Origin of the sequence: Streptomyces coeruleoprunus (assembly GCF_039542925.1) — a bacterium.
Lineage (GTDB): Bacteria > Actinomycetota > Actinomycetes > Streptomycetales > Streptomycetaceae > Streptomyces > Streptomyces coeruleoprunus.
In genome coordinates this window covers 2,366,540-2,381,425 of the sequence record NZ_BAABIT010000001.1, presented here as the reverse complement: position 1 = coordinate 2,381,425, position 14,886 = coordinate 2,366,540, and the positions used below count along the sequence as shown (strand labels likewise).

Genomic DNA, 14,886 nt, shown 5'->3' with positions numbered 1-14,886 from the left:
TCACGCTGATCACACGCGTAATGGGCAGGAAATCTAAGGGACCCGTGGACAGGGCGAAAGCCCTGTCCGCATAACGGGCGGGACACAACCGTGTCCGTACGTCAGTCGTTCGGCCGCTTCAGCCGCGCCACGCTGTGTTTTTCCGGGGGATGACCCCCGGACCCCCAGCCGGGCCGCCGTCGGCCGCGGTCGTCAGTCGTTCGGCCGCTTCAACCGTGCCACGAACTTGTACCGGTCGCCGCGGTAGACCGAGCGGACCCACTCCACCGGGGCGCCGTTCTCGTCGATCGAGTGGCGGGAGAGCATCAGCATCGGCAGGCCCACGTCCGTGCCGAGCAGGCCGGCCTCGCGCGGCGTGGCCAGGGACGTCTCGATAGTCTCCTCGGCCTCGGCCAGGTGGACGTCGTACACCTCGGCCAACGCGGTGTACAGGGACGTGTACTTGACGAGCGAGCGGCGCAGCGCGGGGAAGCGCTTGGCCGACAGGTGCGTCGTCTCGATGGCCATCGGCTCGCCGCTCGCCAGGCGCAGCCGCTCGATGCGGAGCACCCGGCCGCCCGGCTGGATGTCGAGGAGCCCGGCCAGCGTGTCGTCGGCGGTGACGTAGCCGATGTCGAGCAGCTGGGAGGTCGGCTCCAGGCCCTGGGCGCGCATGTCCTCGGTGTATGAGGTGAGCTGGAGCGCCTGGGAGACCTTCGGCTTGGCGACGAAGGTGCCCTTGCCCTGGATGCGTTCCAGCCGGCCCTCGACGACCAGTTCCTGGAGGGCCTGCCGCACGGTGGTGCGGGAGGTGTCGAACTCCGCGGCGAGGGTCCGCTCCGGAGGCACGGGCGTGCCGGGCGGCATCGTCTCCGTCATCTCCAGCAGATGCCGCTTGAGCCGGTAGTACTTCGGCACGCGAGCCGTCCGGGTAGCCGTCCCGTTCTCGGTCTCCGTACCGCCACTGTCCGTGGCCATGGCCTGCCTTCCCGACTCCTGTGCTGCTGCCGTCACCGGCTCCTCCGTCTGTCGCGGCTCACATGGTGGCACGGACCGGTCACGGGTCGTCGCCCCTCCTCAGGTGTCGGTCCGATAACGGACACGACAGCCCTTCTTATACACCCTTGACACCCCTAAAGGTCTAGGCCAAGCTCCCGGGTACTGGTCTAAACCATTAAAGATCAGGCCCGGTCCCACGAGCAGTACTCGTCGTATGTCGTCGTAGGTCATCGCGGTGGGCAGGGGGTTGCAGGCATCCCTGAGGAGGGTGGCGTGAAGCGCAAGCTCATCGCGGCGATCGGCGTCGCGGGCATGATGGTCGGCCTCGCCGCGTGTGGTTCGGACAGCGGCAAGGGGGGCTCCACCGACGCCGACGGCAACAAGACTCTCACCGTCTGGGTGATGGACGGCTCGGCTCCCGACGCCTGGATCAAGGAAGTCAACAAGGAGTTCGAGGCCCAGCACAAGGGCGTCAAGGTCAAGGTCGAGGTCCAGCAGTGGAACGGCATCCAGGAGAAGGTCACCACGGCCCTCTCCGAGGACACCCCGCCGGACGTCCTCGAACTGGGCAACACCCAGACCGCGGGCTACGCGGCGACCGGCGGCCTCGCCGACCTCACCGGTGACAAGGCCAAGCTGGGCGCCGACGGCTGGAACAAGGGGATGCTCGCCTCCAACGAGCTGGACGGCAAGCTCTACTCCGCCCCGTGGTACGCCGCCAACCGTGTCGTCGTCTACGACAAGGCCGTCTTCAAGAAGGCCGGCGTCACCCCGCCGAAGACCCGCGCCGAGTGGATCGCCGGACTGAAGAAGATCAAGGCGTCCGACTCCAAGGTCCAGCCCATCTACCTGCCGGGCCAGAGCTGGTACGTCTACGCCGGCTTCGTCTGGGACGAGGGCGGCGACCTCGCCGTCAAGGACGGCGACAAGTGGAAGGGCAACCTCGCGTCCCCCCAGGCCGTCGCCGCGATGAACTTCTACAAGGAGCTGCAGTCGTACTCGACCGCTCCCAAGGACAAGGACGAGGCCACCCCGCAGCAGTCCACCGACATCGTGCCCAAGGGCGGCGTGGCGTCCTGGATCGGCCTCGGCTGGGAGGCCGGCGGCGCGATCGACGCCATGAAGAAGGCCGGCAAGACGGCCGACTTCGGCTACTTCCCGATCCCGGGCAAGACCGCGGACAAGCCCGGCTCCGTCTTCTTCGGCGGCTCCAACCTCGCCGTCGCCGAGCGCTCCCCGAACAAGGAGCTGGCCAAGGAGTGGCTGGCCCTCGCCGCCGGCAAGGCGCAGATGGCCAAGTACGCCCAGGCGACCGGCGGCGCGCTGCTGCCGAACAACGACGCCGCCCAGTTCAAGCCGGAGGCGGGCTCCTTCGCCGAGGCGATGGCCCAGGCCGCGCCCGTCGGCCGTATCACCCCGGTCACTCCGGGCTGGGCCAACGTCGAGACCGCGCCCAACCCGATCAAGGACTACATGACCAAGGTGCTCAAGGGCGAGGACCCCAAGGCGGCCGGTGAGGCCGCCGACAAGGTGATCACCGAGCGCGTCAACCAGCAGTAGTCACCGCACCGGCACCCGGTGGTGCGGCCGGCCGCGAGCCGCCGCACCACCGGGCCACGGCAGTACCCGTCGGGCACGGGAGCCCCAGAACCGCGAGGAAGAAGACCATGACCGTGGACTCCCAGGGAGCGGTGACCTCCGCTCCTCAGGACCCGCCCGGGAGGGCGGCGCAGAGCCAGGACCGGACGCCACCACCTCCCACGGGCCCGAAGGGCGCCCGTCGGCCTCCTCGCGGCAAACGCTCCCTGCCCGGCGGACTGCTGCCGTACCTGCTCGTCGCGCCGGCCGTGCTCGCCATGGCGGTGCTGCTGCTCTATCCGCTGGTCCGCAACGTGGTCCTCTCCTTCCAGCAGGTCAACCGCAAGGAGCTGATCACCCGTCAGGCCGAGTGGATCGGCTTCGACAACTACACCCAGCTGCTCGGCGACTCCCAGTTCTGGACCGTCGTCCTGCGCAGCGTCGGCTTCACGGCCGCCAACGTCGTACTGATCATGGGCCTCGGCACCCTGATCGGCCTGCTGCTCAACCGGCTCGGCAAGCGCATGCGGCTGGTGCTCTCGCTGGCCCTGATGCTCGCCTGGGCGATGCCGATCGTCGCCTCCGTGACGGTCTTCCGCTGGCTCTTCGACGAGCAGTTCGGCGTCGCCAACTGGCTGATGAGGACCCTCGGCTTCGCGGGCTACGAGCAGCACAACTGGTTCGAGACCGGCTTCTCCACCCTGGTCATCGTCACGCTCCTGGTGGTCTGGGGCTCGATCCCGTTCGTCGCGCTCAACATGTACGCCGGTCTCACCACGATCGGCACGGAGCTGTACGAGGCCGCCAGGATGGACGGCGCGAACGGCTGGCGCACCTTCTGGTCCGTGGTCTTCCCGAACCTCAAGCCGTTCTTCCTGATCACCACCTTCCTGGAGATCATCTGGGTGTTCAAGGCGTTCGCCCAGGTGTACGCCATGAACCTGGGCGGTCCCGACCGGGGCTCCGAGACCCTTCCCGTCTTCGCCTACATCGAGGGCCAGGGCCAGGCCCACTACGGCCTCGCCGCGGCCATCTCGGTCCTCACGATCGTGATGCTGATCGCCGCCATGTCCTTCTACTTCCGACTGATCCTGAAGCAGGAGGAGGAGCAGTGAGCACCACCACCGCCACCACCCACTCCCGCGACGCGGCGCCCCAGGTCCTGCGGCGGAGGCCGGTCCGGCCCGGCGCGGTGCTGCGCAACGCGGCCGCCCTCGTCCTCGCCGTGGTCTTCGTCTTCCCCGTGTACTGGATGTTCAGCTCGTCGCTGAAGCCGCAGGCCGAGATCCTGTCCAAGGACCCGGTGTTCCTGTTCACGCCGACGTTCGAGAACTACCCGACCGCCACCGGCGTCGACCTGTTCTGGACGTACGTCGGCAACAGCCTCACCATCACCGTCGGTGCCGTCCTGCTCGCCCTGGTGGTCGCCCTGGCGGCGAGCTTCGCCATCGCCCGGCTGAAGTTCCGCGGCCGCAAGGGCCTGGTCCTCGCGGTGATGATGGCGCAGATGGCCCCCTGGGAAGTCATGGTCATCGTGATGTACATGATCGCCCGGGACGCCGACATGCTGAACAGCGTCCCGCTGCTCACGGCCGTCTACTTCGTGATGGTGCTGCCCTTCACGATCTGGACCCTGCGCGGCTTCATCGCCGCCGTGCCGGTCGAACTGGAGGAGGCCGCCCAGATCGACGGCTGCACGCGCGGCCAGGCCTTCCGCAAGGTGATCTTCCCGCTGCTCGCGCCGGGACTGATGTCCACCTCGCTGTTCGGGTTCATCACCGCCTGGAACGAGTTCGCGATGGTCCTGATCCTCAACAAGGAGAAGACCGCGCAGACGCTGCCCCTGTGGCTCACCCAGTTCCAGACGGCCTTCGGCAACGACTGGGGCGCCACGATGGCCGCCTCCACGCTGTTCGCGCTCCCGGTCCTGATCGTCTTCCTGTTCCTCCAGCGACGGGCCGTCGGCGGGATGACCGCCGGCGCCGTGAAGGGATGACGCGCCCCATGACCACCCTCGTACGCGGTACGTCCGACACCCTCACCCGGGACGCGCTCACCGTCCTCCAGCCCGGGTTCGTCGGCACCACCGCCCCCGACTGGCTGCTGCGCCGCATCGGCGAAGGACTCTCCTCGGTGGGCCTGTTCGGCCGCAACATCGCCTCGCCCGGGCAACTGGCCGCGCTCACGGCGCGGCTGCGGGCGGAGCGCGAGGACGTCCTCGTCGCCATCGACGAGGAGGGCGGCGACGTCACCCGCCTGGAGGTGCGCACCGGCTCGTCCTTCCCCGGCAACCTCGCCCTCGGCCGGGTCGACGACCCCGAGCTGACCCGGGCCGTGGCCCTGGAGATGGGCCGCCGGCTCGCCGCCTGTGGCGTCGACCTCAACTGGGCGCCCTCCGCCGATGTCAACTCGAACCCGGACAATCCGGTCATCGGTGTACGGTCGTTCGGTGCCGACCCGCACCTGACCGCCCGCCACACCGCGGCCTACGTCGAGGGCCTCCAGGCCGCCGGGGTCGCCGCCTGCACCAAGCACTTCCCCGGACACGGCGACACGAATGTGGATTCGCACCACGCGATGCCCCGTATCGATGTGGATCCGGACACACTGCACGCCCGTGAGCTGGTGCCTTTCCGCGCGGCCATCGCCGCGGGTTCCAAATCGGTGATGAGCGCGCATATCCTGCTGCCCGCGCTCGATCCCGATCGCCCGGCCACTCTGAGCCCGCGGATCCTCACCGGTCTGCTGCGCCGAGAGCTGGGCTACGAAGGCCTGATCGTCACCGACGGCATGGAGATGCAGGCCATCTCCTCGACGTACGGGATCGAGCGCGGCTCCGTCCTCGCCATCGCGGCGGGCGCCGACGCCATCTGCGTCGGCGGCGGCCTGGCGGACGAGGAGACCGTACTGCGCCTGCGCGACGCGCTGGTGGCGGCGGTACGGACCGGCGGACTGCCCGAGGAGCGGCTGGCCGACGCGGCGGCGCGGGTACGCGCCCTCGCGTCCTGGACCCAGGCGCACCGGGCGAGGGGGGCTGGATCGGAGCCGGGCGCGGCTGAGCAGGAGGGGACCGCGCCCGGCACCGGCATCGGCCTGGTGGCCGCACGCCGCGCCCTGCGCGTGACGGCCGGGGAGAAGCCGTACACCCCGCCGGCGGGCGCGCCCTACGTGGCGTCCTTCGCGCCCGTCGCGAACATCGCCGTGGGCGACGAGACCCCGTGGGGCATCGCCGCCGAGCTGGCCCGCCTCCTGCTCGGCACCCGGACGGGGACGTACGGGCCGGAGGTGGCAGTGGAGGACGTGCTGCGGGCGGCGGGGGAGCGCCGGATCGTGGCCGTCGTGCGCGACGCGCACCGTCACGCCTGGATGAGGGAGGCGCTGGACGGGCTGCTCGCCGTACGCCCCGACACGGTCGTGGTGGAGATGGGTCTGAACCAGGCTCCGCCGCGCGGGGCGCTGCACATCGCGACGCACGGCGCGGCGCGGGTGTGCGGGCAGGCGGCGGCGGAGGTCATCGCCGGCGTGTGAGCGCGCACGACGAAGGGGCCGGGCACCAGCGGGTGCCCGGCCCCTTCGCCTGTGGTGCCCTACAGGCCCTGCCAGGAGGGCTTGTGCGCGTAGGTGTGGCGGAAGTAGTCGGCGAGCTTCAGCTTGGACGCGGCCGCCTCGTCGACGACGACCGTGGCGTGCGGGTGCAGCTGGAGCGCGGAGGCGGGCACGAGCGCGGAGACGGGGCCCTCGACCGTCTGGGCGACCGCCTCGGCCTTGCCCTCGCCGGTCGCGAGCAGCACCAGGTGGCGGGCCTCCAGGATCGTGCCGATGCCCTGCGTGATGACGTGGTGGGGCACCTGGTCGATGTCGTGGTCGAAGAAGCGCGCGTTGTCGACCCGCGTCTGCTCGGTGAGCGTCTTGATCCGGGTGCGGGAGGCGAGCGAGGAGCACGGCTCGTTGAAGCCGATGTGCCCGTCCGTGCCGATGCCGAGGATCTGCAGGTCCACGCCGCCTGCCGCGGCGAGCGCCCTGTCGTACGCCTCGCAGGCCTCCTGGACGTCCGCGGCCGAGCCGTCGGGCCCCATGAAGGCGTCCGGGCCCAGCCCCAGAGGCTCCACGACCTGGCGGAGCACGGTGGACCGGTACGACTCGGGGTGCCCGGCGGGCAGCCCCACGTACTCGTCGAGCTGGGCGACCCGGGCGCGCGAGACGTCGACGGCGCCCGAGCGGACCTTGGCGGTCAGCGCGTCGTAGATGGGCAGCGGCGTCGAGCCGGTGGCCACGCCGAGCAGAGCGTCGGGCTTGCGGCGCAGGAGGTCCGCGATGGCCTCCGCGATGAGTTCGCCGCCTGCCTGGGCGTCCTGGACGATGACAACTTCCACGCTGGGGCCTGCCGATCTGGGAAGAGGGTGGACTCACTAGTGGTATAGACCAATTGTATGGACCAATCTAGCAGGAGTCGACCCCCTCGTGCCCACGGCTGGCGACCCGCCCTGATCCCTGGTCGACTGGGACTCATGACTGACGAGCCGGGCCGGATCATGGCGGGGGAGATGGCGGAACAGCCCGCGGTGCTGCGCCGGATCCTGGACGAGGGCGCTCCGGCGATCCGTGCGGTCGCTGAGGCCGTCGCGGCGCGCCGGCCGCGCTTCGTGCTGCTGACCGCCCGGGGGACGTCCGACAACGCCGCCCTGTACGCCAAGTACCTGCTGGAGATCAAGCTGGGCCTGCCGTGCGGGCTCACGTCCATGTCGACGACCACGGCGTACGGGGCGCGGCCGCAGCTCGCCGACGTCCTGGTGGTCACGGTCAGCCAGTCCGGCGGCTCACCGGACCTGGTCGCCTCCACCCGGGCGGCGCGGGAGGCCGGGGCGATCACCCTGGCCGTGACCAACAACCCGGACTCACCGCTCGCCGCGGTGTCCGAGTACCACATCGACATCCTGGCCGGCCCCGAGAAGGCGCTGCCGGCCACCAAGACCTACACCGCCTCGCTGCTCGCCCTGTACCTCTTCGTCGAGGGCCTGCGCGGCGGCGACGGCGCGGCGGCGAAGCCGCTGCCGGACCTGGCCGCGCAGATCCTGGCCCGGCAGGACGAGATCCGCACCCTCGCCGCGCGCTACCGCTTCGCCGAACGGATGGTGATCACCTCCCGGGGCTACGGCTACCCCACGGCGAAGGAGGCCGCCCTGAAGCTGATGGAGACCAGCTACATCCCGGCGCTCTCCTACTCCGGCGCCGACCTGCTCCACGGCCCGCTGGCCATGGTCGACAACGTCTCGCCGGTCATCGCCGTGGTCACCGAGGGCCGCGGCGGCGCCGCGCTCCAGCCGGTCCTCGACCGCCTCCGCGGCCGGGGCGCCGACCTGTTCGTGGTGGGCCCGGGCCCGCAGGTGGAGGCGGCGTCCACCGGCTTCGTCCTGCCGGTCGGGGGCGTGCCGGAGGAGCTCCAGCCGATCCTGGAGATCCTGCCGCTGCAGCTCCTCGCGTACGAGGTCACCATCGCCCGCGGTCAGGACCCCGACGCCCCGAGGGCCCTGGCCAAGGTGACGGAGACCCACTAGGCCCCCGGCCCGCGATGTCGGCCGGGGTGCCCACGCGGTTGAAGGCCGGGGGCCGTAAGGGCCCGGAAACACCCGCGGGCCGCGGCGCCGGTACGGGACCCTCAACCCGTACGGCACCGCAGCCCGGAGTTGCAACGGCCGTCGGATGTGCGGTCCCACGGCCATGGGTGAGGCACCGGTGCAGTCAGGGCAGAGAGCCCGGTCCCTCGGTCCACCCTCCTGTGCGGGGAGGGCGGAAGTCTTCGATTTCAGGGTACTTCTGCATTGTGGACTAGACCAATCTTGTCTGTCCATCCATGCGTCCGCACGTTTTCCTGGTCCATCCTCCACCACGGACCGGGAAAGCACCAGGTTCACGCCACCGGTACGCTCCAGATGTGCCCTCCATGAACGACCTCGTACGCCAGCACACCGCTCTGAGCGAGTCCGACCTCGAATGGCTCCACCTGCTGGTCTCGGAGTGGCAGCTGCTCTCCGACCTGTCCTTCGCCGACCTCGTCCTGTGGGTCCCCACCCTCGACGGCACGCGGTACGTGTCCGTCGCCCAGATGCGCCCCAACACCGGGCCCACCTCCTACCAGGACGACATGGTCGGCCACCTCGTCCCGCGCGGCCGCCGGCCGCTGCTGGACGCGGCGCTGGACGAGGGCCGGATCGTGCGCGAGGGCGACCCGGAGTGGCGCGAGGAGGTCCCCGTCCGCGTCGAGTCGATCCCCGTACGCCGTGAGGGCCGGGTCCTGGGCGTGATCGCCCGCAACACCAACCTGCTCACCGTCCGCACCCCCTCCCGGCTGGAACTCACCTACCTCCAGTCCGCCTCGGACCTGGCCCAGATGATCGCCGCCGGCGCCTTCCCCTTCCCCGAGGAACAGGTCGAGATGGACTCGTCGCCGCGCGCCGGCGACGGCCTGATCCGGCTCGACGCGGACGGCATCGTCCAGTACGCCTCGCCCAACGCGCTGTCCGCGTACCACCGCCTCGGGCTCGCCGCCGACCTCGTCGGCCAGCACCTCGGCCAGATCACCGCGGACCTGGCCCCCTCCCGCGGACCCGTCGACGAGGCCCTGGTCAAACTGGCCAGCGGCTACGCCCCGCGCGAGACGGAGGTCGAGGGCAACGGCGGCGTCATCCAGCTGCGCGTCATCCCGCTCAAGCCCAAGGGCACCCGCATCGGCTCGCTGGTCCTGCTGCGCGACGTCACCGAACTACGCCGCCGCGAACGCGAGTTGATCACCAAGGACGCCACCATCCGGGAGATCCACCACCGGGTGAAGAACAACCTCCAGACGGTCGCCGCGCTGCTGCGCCTCCAGGCCCGGCGCATGGACTCCGACCGCGGCCGCGAGGCCCTGAACGAGGCGGTCCGCCGCGTCGGCTCCATCGCGATCGTCCACGAGACGCTGTCCCAGAACCTGGACGAGCGGGTGGAGTTCGACGACATCGCCGACCGCGTGATCTCGATGGTCGCCGAGATCTCCCCGGGCAAGGTCACCTGCCGCCGCAACGGCCGCTTCGGTGTCCTGGAGGCCGAGGTCGCCACGCCCCTGTCCATGGTCCTCACCGAGATCCTGCAGAACGCCCTGGAGCACGCCTTCGCCCCGGGCGAGCACGGCACGGTCGACGTCACGGCGGTGCGCGGCGACTCGCGCGCGGCCGACGCCCGGCTGCTCATCACCGTGCAGGACGACGGCCGCGGTCTGCCCGAGGGGTTCGACGCCCAGCGCGCCGGGAACCTGGGGCTTCAGATCGTACGGACGCTGGTGGAGGGGGAGTTGGGCGGCACGTTCGACATGCGGCCGGCCCCGGAGCGCGGCACGCGCGTGGTGCTCGACATCCCCGTACGCCCCCAGAAGTGAGCACCCCGGGCCGTTCGGGACGACCCGGACAGCAGCGAGTCCCGGACAGCAGCGAGCCCCGGACCGTTTCGTCACGGTCCGGGGCTCGAACGCTTTAGGGGTTACTGCTGCGCGCTGCTACTCGGGAGGCGCGGTGGCGTTGCGGCGTTGCTCAGGCGGTGGCGTTGCGCGCCCGGTTGCGAGCGGCGCGGCGCTTCATCGCACGACGCTCGTCCTCGCTGAGGCCACCCCAGACGCCGGAGTCCTGGCCGGACTCGAGCGCCCACTGCAGGCACTGCTCCATGACGGGGCAGCGTCGGCAGACAGCCTTGGCTTCCTCGATCTGCAGCAGCGCAGGACCGGTGTTGCCGATGGGGAAGAACAGCTCGGGGTCTTCCTCACGACAAACGGCGTTGTGACGCCAGTCCATGGCTGCTACCTCTCCTTGGTGTTGCATGCAAGTTGCTTGTGAATGTGAACGCTTTCACGAATCCCCCCGCAAGGGAAGGGCCGACGTCCCAGTTGGCACTGGTGTGGTCCTGGTTTGAGGAGGGGTTCTGGCTCTCACTGGAGGCCGGTCTTGCGGGCCGTCCCGATCGCCACGTAGAGACTCGCAAACCTCGGCGACGGATACAACCCCTTCCGGAAAGTTTTTTTTGATTCTTCGGTGTCGGGTAGGTCACAGCCGTACTTCTATGGGGTGGACCCCAGCCCATACGTTCGAGATAAAGGGTTTACGGCCCTTCTACTCACACAATCACACCCAGTGCACGGCGAACGCCTGTGAACGTCACGCTGGTACGGAGCCCCAGGTGGTCGCCGTCCATCTGGAAGGGCAGCGGGACCTTGGAATGCAAGGCGAAGTCCGTCTGGTCGTGCAGTGAGACCGCGTGCTTGCCGTGCGGTCCGCGCTCCGGGGTCGACGTCAGCAGCTGCGTCGCGTAGCGCGCGACCGCGGACGTCGACAGGCGGCTGAGCGCCAGCACGTCGAGCGCGGTGTCGAACGACGCCTCCGGCGACGCGTACACCGGGCGATTGCCCAGGTACGTCCACGGGGCGGTGTTGCAGACTATCGACAGCACCAGGTCCTCGACCGGGTCGTGGCCCGGCCGCTCCAGCGTGATCGTGCCGTGCCGGCGGTGCGGCTCCTCCAGGAGCTGGCGGACCACCTGGCGCAGGTACAGCGCGTGCGTCGACCGCTTGCCGCGCTCCCGCTGCTGCTCGACCCGCCCGATCACCCCGGCGTCGAAGCCGAAGCCCGCGCAGAACGTGAACCAGCGGCCCGCGATCGACTCGTCCTCCGTACCGGGCGTTCCCGCCGCGAGGCCCAGGCCGATCGTGCGCACCCGGTGCTCGCGCAGGCCGTCCAGGATCGCGCCGGTCGCCTCGACGGCGTCGTTCGGCAGGCCGAGCGCGCGGGCGAACACATTGGTGGAACCGCCGGGCACCACCGCGAGACGCGGCAGGCGGTCCGGGTCCGGGCCGTGGTGGAGCAGCCCGTTGACGACCTCGTTCACCGTGCCGTCGCCACCGAGAGCGACGACCAGCTCGACGTCGCGCGACTCGGCGGCCCTGCGGGCCAGGTCCCGGGCGTGGCCCCGGTACTCCGTCGTCACGGCCTCCAGCTTCATCTCGCTGGCCAGCGCGTGGATCAGTACGTCGCGGGTGCGGGCACTCGTGGTGGTGGCTGCCGGGTTGACCACGAGAAGTGCGCGCATGCCCGCCAGGGTACCTACCGCGCGGTACCGCGCCCAGGGGAGGCCCGGGGCCGGCGGCTACCCTTCATGGGGTGAGCAGCAGCGACCCGAACCCCGATTCCCCGCCGCGTCCCCCGCTCGTGACGGCCGCCGCGGCTGTGTCCGGCCTGGAGGCGCTGGCCCTGTTCGCCGGCGGCGCGTACATCCTCGTGGCCACGCTGACGGGCCGCCCGGACGGCCTGACCCAGGCCCTCACCGGGGGCCTGACGCTGATCGGGCTGGGGCTGATCCCGCTGATCGCCGCGCGCGGGCTGCTGCGGTGCCGCAGCTGGAGCCGGGGGCCGGCGCTCATCACGCAGCTCCTGGCGCTGCCGGTGGCGTGGACGCTCGTCACGGCGAAGGGCGCACTGCTCCCGGCGGGCATCGCGCTGGGCCTGGCCGCGGTGGCGGGTCTCGTCCTCCTGCTCCACCCGTCGACCACGACGGCCCTCGGCGTCCGCCGCACCAACGCCTGACGCCGCCGGTTCCTCGTCGGGGAACCGGCGGCGCCGATCGCAGCGGGGCGGGGAACGGGGCGTGAGCCCCCCCGTCTACTCCTCGACCAGGAGCTTCTCGCGCAGCTGCGCGAGCGTTCGGGCCAGGAGGCGCGAGACGTGCATCTGGGAGATGCCGACCTCCTGCGCGATCTGCGACTGGGTCATGTTGCCGAAGAAGCGAAGCAGCAGGATCCGCTTCTCCCGCGGCGGCAGGTCCTCCAGCAGCGGCTTCAGCGACTCGCGGTACTCGACGCCCTCCAGCGCCTCGTCCTCCGCGCCCAGCGTGTCCGCCACCGCGGGCGACTCGTCGTCCGTGTCGGGGACGTCCAGGGACAGCGTGGAGTACGCGTTCGCCGACTCCAGGCCCTCCAGGACTTCCTCCTCCGAGATGCCCAGCTTCTCGGCCAGCTCGTGCACCGTCGGTGACCGCCCGTGCAGCTGGGACAGCTCCGCCGTGGCCGTCGTCAGCGACAGCCGCAGCTCCTGGAGGCGGCGCGGCACCCGTACCGCCCACCCCTTGTCACGGAAGTGGCGCTTGATCTCCCCGACCACGGTCGGCGTCGCGTACGTCGAGAACTCGACACCGCGCTCCGGATCGAACCGGTCCACCGACTTGATCAGACCGATGGTGGCGACCTGCGTCAGGTCGTCCAGCGGCTCGCCCCGGTTGCGGAACCGGCGCGCCAGGTGCTCCACGAGCGGCAGGTGCATCCGTACCAGCTGGTTGCGGAGCTCCGCCCGCTCGGGCGAGCCTTCCGGCAGCGTGCGCAGCTCGACGAACATCGCCCGCGCACCGCTGCGGTCCTGCGGATCGTGCTGCTGCCTGCCGTCCTGCCCGTGCTCGTGTTCGCTCATCTGCGCCGCCCGCTCTGCCCGCGCCTGCTCCGACGCCTCCACAAGACCGTCCACCGGGTGCGGCCGCGCCTGCTGTTCCGGGATGCCCGCGATGCCCTCCGCCGCGCTCACCGCCCGTGGGCCGCGCTCCTCGTTCCGCACCGGACCGTCCCCATTCCTCACGCCGGCCCGGGTCCCGCGCCGCGCTGTTTGTACAGGCTGATAGAGACCGTACGGTCGTCCGCCACCGAGGAGTCCACCTTGCCGGCCAGTGCCGACAGCACCGTCCAGGCGAAGGTGTCGCGCTCGGGGGCGCGCCCGTCGGTCGTGGGGGCCGACACCGTGACCTCGAGAGAGTCGTCGATGAGCCGGAAGACACAGCTGAGCACCGAGCCGGACACGGCCTGCTGCAGCAGGATCGCGCAGGCCTCGTCGACCGCGATGCGCAGGTCCTCGATCTCGTCGAGGGTGAAGTCCAAACGCGCCGCGAGGCCGGCCGTGGCCGTACGCAGCACGGACAGGTAGGCACCCGCAGCGGGCAGCCGGACTTCGACGAAGTCCTGGGTCCCGGGCTCGCCTGCGATCTGGGACACCCTCACCTCCAAGGTGGCACAAACTCAATCGGGGACCGGGGAATCATGGACCCCCCGGAACCGTGCGGTACGCAGGTGTGCGTAGTCGCCGTGACGCTATCGCGATCCATGCTGCCGTGTCGCCGGGGCCCCCGGTCCGACGGCTGTCACTCATGGTAAGCACATGAGTACGGACAGTGGCTAGGGGTGTGCGCTGCCCAATCGCGAGGAACCGGCGGAGGGTTGACGTACCCAGCCCTCACCCCGTCGAACCGTCCGCGACCCCCTCCTTGTTCCCGTCCACGGGGTCGGGTCCGCCCGTCACGACGGCGGCGACGGTGGTGCCCGGCGCGAACGCGCCCTCCTCGGCCTGGGTGACCAGCGCGTACAGCATCTTGGCGACGTAGACCCGCTCCACCGCGAGGCCGTGCCGCGCCTCGAAGTCCTCGGCGAAGGCCGTCAGGCCGGGTGCGCCGCGGGCGTACCCGCCGAAGTGGAAGCGGTCGTCCAGGCCCCACTCACCGGCCCGCCCGCCGAAGGCCCGCTCCTGGAGGGCCCGTATCTCCCCCTCCAGGAACCCGCCCTTCAGCACGGGTATCCCCAGCGCCCGCTGCCCCGGCCCCAGTCCCGCCGCCAGGCCGGCCAGCGTCCCGCCCGTGCCGCACGCCACCGCCACGACGTCCGCCCGCCCGCGCAGCTCCCGACCCAGCGCCGTACAGCCCCGCACGGCCGCCTCGTTGCTGCCGCCCTCGGGCACCACCACGGTCCCTTCCGGCGCGTCGCGCAGCAGCCCCGCCAGGACCTCCGGGTCGCCCTTCGCGCGGTACGTGGCGCGGTCGACGAAGACCAGCCGCATCCCGTCCGCCGCGCACCGCGCGAGCGACGCGTTCAGCGGGCGGCCCGCCAGCTCGTCGCCGCGCACGACGCCGATGGTCGGGAAGCCCAGCAGCCGCCCCGCCGCCGCCGTGGCCCGCAGGTGGTTGGAGTACGCCCCGCCGAACGTCAGGACCGGCCGGCCGGCGGCCCCTGCCAGGTTCGGCGCCAGTTTGCGCCACTTGTTGCCCACGAGGTCCGGGTGGATGAGGTCGTCGCGCTTCAGCAGCAGCCGCAGCCCGCGCCGGCTGAAGCGGTCGTCGTCGGCCGGCCGCAGCGGCGAGGGCAGCCGCGGCTCCAGGGCGGCGGCGAGGTCGTGGACGTTCACCCGGCCATTGTGCGGTTCGTACAGCGTGCGACGGCTTCCGGTCATCCCGAAATCTTTGCGCCGCACGCGTTCGAAAACCCGATCCGGCTGCCCGCACGAT

At 70.9% G+C, this 14,886-nt stretch carries 14 protein-coding genes; 7 read left to right on the top strand and 7 right to left on the bottom strand.

Translation table 11 applies throughout. From position 1 onward, the window contains the following. Positions 1-192: 192 nt before the first annotated feature. Complete coding sequence (locus ABEB09_RS10070; protein ID WP_345693896.1) at positions 193-957, bottom strand: GntR family transcriptional regulator; 765 nt, start codon at positions 955-957, stop codon at positions 193-195. A gap of 294 nt (positions 958-1,251) precedes the next feature. On the opposite strand from ABEB09_RS10070, the gene ABEB09_RS10065 reads away from it, so the two are divergent. The 4 genes from ABEB09_RS10065 (at position 1,252) to ABEB09_RS10050 (ending at position 6,084) form a co-directional block, all read left to right on the top strand. Continuing rightward, positions 1,252-2,538 (top strand): extracellular solute-binding protein, encoded by a 1,287-nt coding sequence (locus ABEB09_RS10065; RefSeq protein WP_345689255.1) that lies wholly within the window; start codon positions 1,252-1,254, stop codon positions 2,536-2,538. 107 nt (positions 2,539-2,645) lie between these two features. Next, positions 2,646-3,671 carry a carbohydrate ABC transporter permease gene (locus tag ABEB09_RS10060; RefSeq protein ID WP_345689253.1) on the top strand — a complete coding sequence of 342 codons (1,026 nt, stop codon included), beginning with the start codon at positions 2,646-2,648 and terminating at the stop codon, positions 3,669-3,671. A gap of 47 nt (positions 3,672-3,718) precedes the next feature. Next, complete coding sequence (locus tag ABEB09_RS10055) at positions 3,719-4,552, top strand: carbohydrate ABC transporter permease (protein WP_345693895.1); 834 nt, start codon at positions 3,719-3,721, stop codon at positions 4,550-4,552. A gap of 8 nt (positions 4,553-4,560) precedes the next feature. Further along, positions 4,561-6,084, top strand: coding sequence for a glycoside hydrolase family 3 protein (locus ABEB09_RS10050; protein ID WP_345689251.1), 1,524 nt, complete (start codon positions 4,561-4,563; stop codon positions 6,082-6,084). 59 nt (positions 6,085-6,143) lie between these two features. Here the strand turns inward: ABEB09_RS10050 and nagB are convergent, their stop codons facing one another. After that, the gene (gene nagB / locus ABEB09_RS10045; RefSeq protein WP_345689249.1) at positions 6,144-6,929 is read right to left on the bottom strand and encodes a glucosamine-6-phosphate deaminase; all 786 of its coding nucleotides are present in this window, start codon (positions 6,927-6,929) and stop codon (positions 6,144-6,146) included. Between the two features lie 135 nt (positions 6,930-7,064). On the opposite strand from nagB, the gene ABEB09_RS10040 reads away from it, so the two are divergent. Both ABEB09_RS10040 and ABEB09_RS10035 read left to right on the top strand, forming a co-directional pair. Then, positions 7,065-8,111, top strand: coding sequence for an SIS domain-containing protein (locus ABEB09_RS10040; RefSeq protein ID WP_345689247.1), 1,047 nt, complete (start codon positions 7,065-7,067; stop codon positions 8,109-8,111). Between the two features lie 386 nt (positions 8,112-8,497). Further along, positions 8,498-9,967 (top strand): sensor histidine kinase, encoded by a 1,470-nt coding sequence (locus ABEB09_RS10035; protein ID WP_345693894.1) that lies wholly within the window; start codon positions 8,498-8,500, stop codon positions 9,965-9,967. A gap of 151 nt (positions 9,968-10,118) precedes the next feature. Here the strand turns inward: ABEB09_RS10035 and ABEB09_RS10030 are convergent, their stop codons facing one another. Both ABEB09_RS10030 and ABEB09_RS10025 read right to left on the bottom strand, forming a co-directional pair. Then, positions 10,119-10,376 carry a WhiB family transcriptional regulator gene (locus ABEB09_RS10030; RefSeq protein WP_004937597.1) on the bottom strand — a complete coding sequence of 86 codons (258 nt, stop codon included), beginning with the start codon at positions 10,374-10,376 and terminating at the stop codon, positions 10,119-10,121. 319 nt (positions 10,377-10,695) lie between these two features. Continuing rightward, on the bottom strand, positions 10,696-11,664 hold the full coding sequence (locus ABEB09_RS10025) for a diacylglycerol/lipid kinase family protein (RefSeq protein ID WP_345689244.1): 969 nt from the start codon (positions 11,662-11,664) through the stop codon (positions 10,696-10,698). Between the two features lie 71 nt (positions 11,665-11,735). On the opposite strand from ABEB09_RS10025, the gene ABEB09_RS10020 reads away from it, so the two are divergent. After that, positions 11,736-12,158: a hypothetical protein gene (locus tag ABEB09_RS10020; RefSeq protein WP_345689242.1), complete on the top strand. Its 423-nt coding sequence runs from the start codon at positions 11,736-11,738 to the stop codon at positions 12,156-12,158. Between the two features lie 75 nt (positions 12,159-12,233). Here the strand turns inward: ABEB09_RS10020 and ABEB09_RS10015 are convergent, their stop codons facing one another. The 3 genes from ABEB09_RS10015 to ABEB09_RS10005 form a co-directional block, all read right to left on the bottom strand. After that, complete coding sequence (locus tag ABEB09_RS10015) at positions 12,234-13,196, bottom strand: RNA polymerase sigma factor SigF (protein WP_380840662.1); 963 nt, start codon at positions 13,194-13,196, stop codon at positions 12,234-12,236. After that, entirely contained in the window at positions 13,193-13,606 is a 414-nt protein-coding gene (locus tag ABEB09_RS10010; protein ID WP_149184346.1) for an ATP-binding protein, read from the bottom strand. The genes ABEB09_RS10015 and ABEB09_RS10010 overlap by 4 nt, the downstream gene beginning before the upstream one ends. Before the next feature lie 238 nt (positions 13,607-13,844). Next, positions 13,845-14,831, bottom strand: coding sequence for a 1-aminocyclopropane-1-carboxylate deaminase/D-cysteine desulfhydrase (locus tag ABEB09_RS10005; RefSeq protein ID WP_380840659.1), 987 nt, complete (start codon positions 14,829-14,831; stop codon positions 13,845-13,847). Between the last annotated feature and the right edge of the window lie 55 nt (positions 14,832-14,886).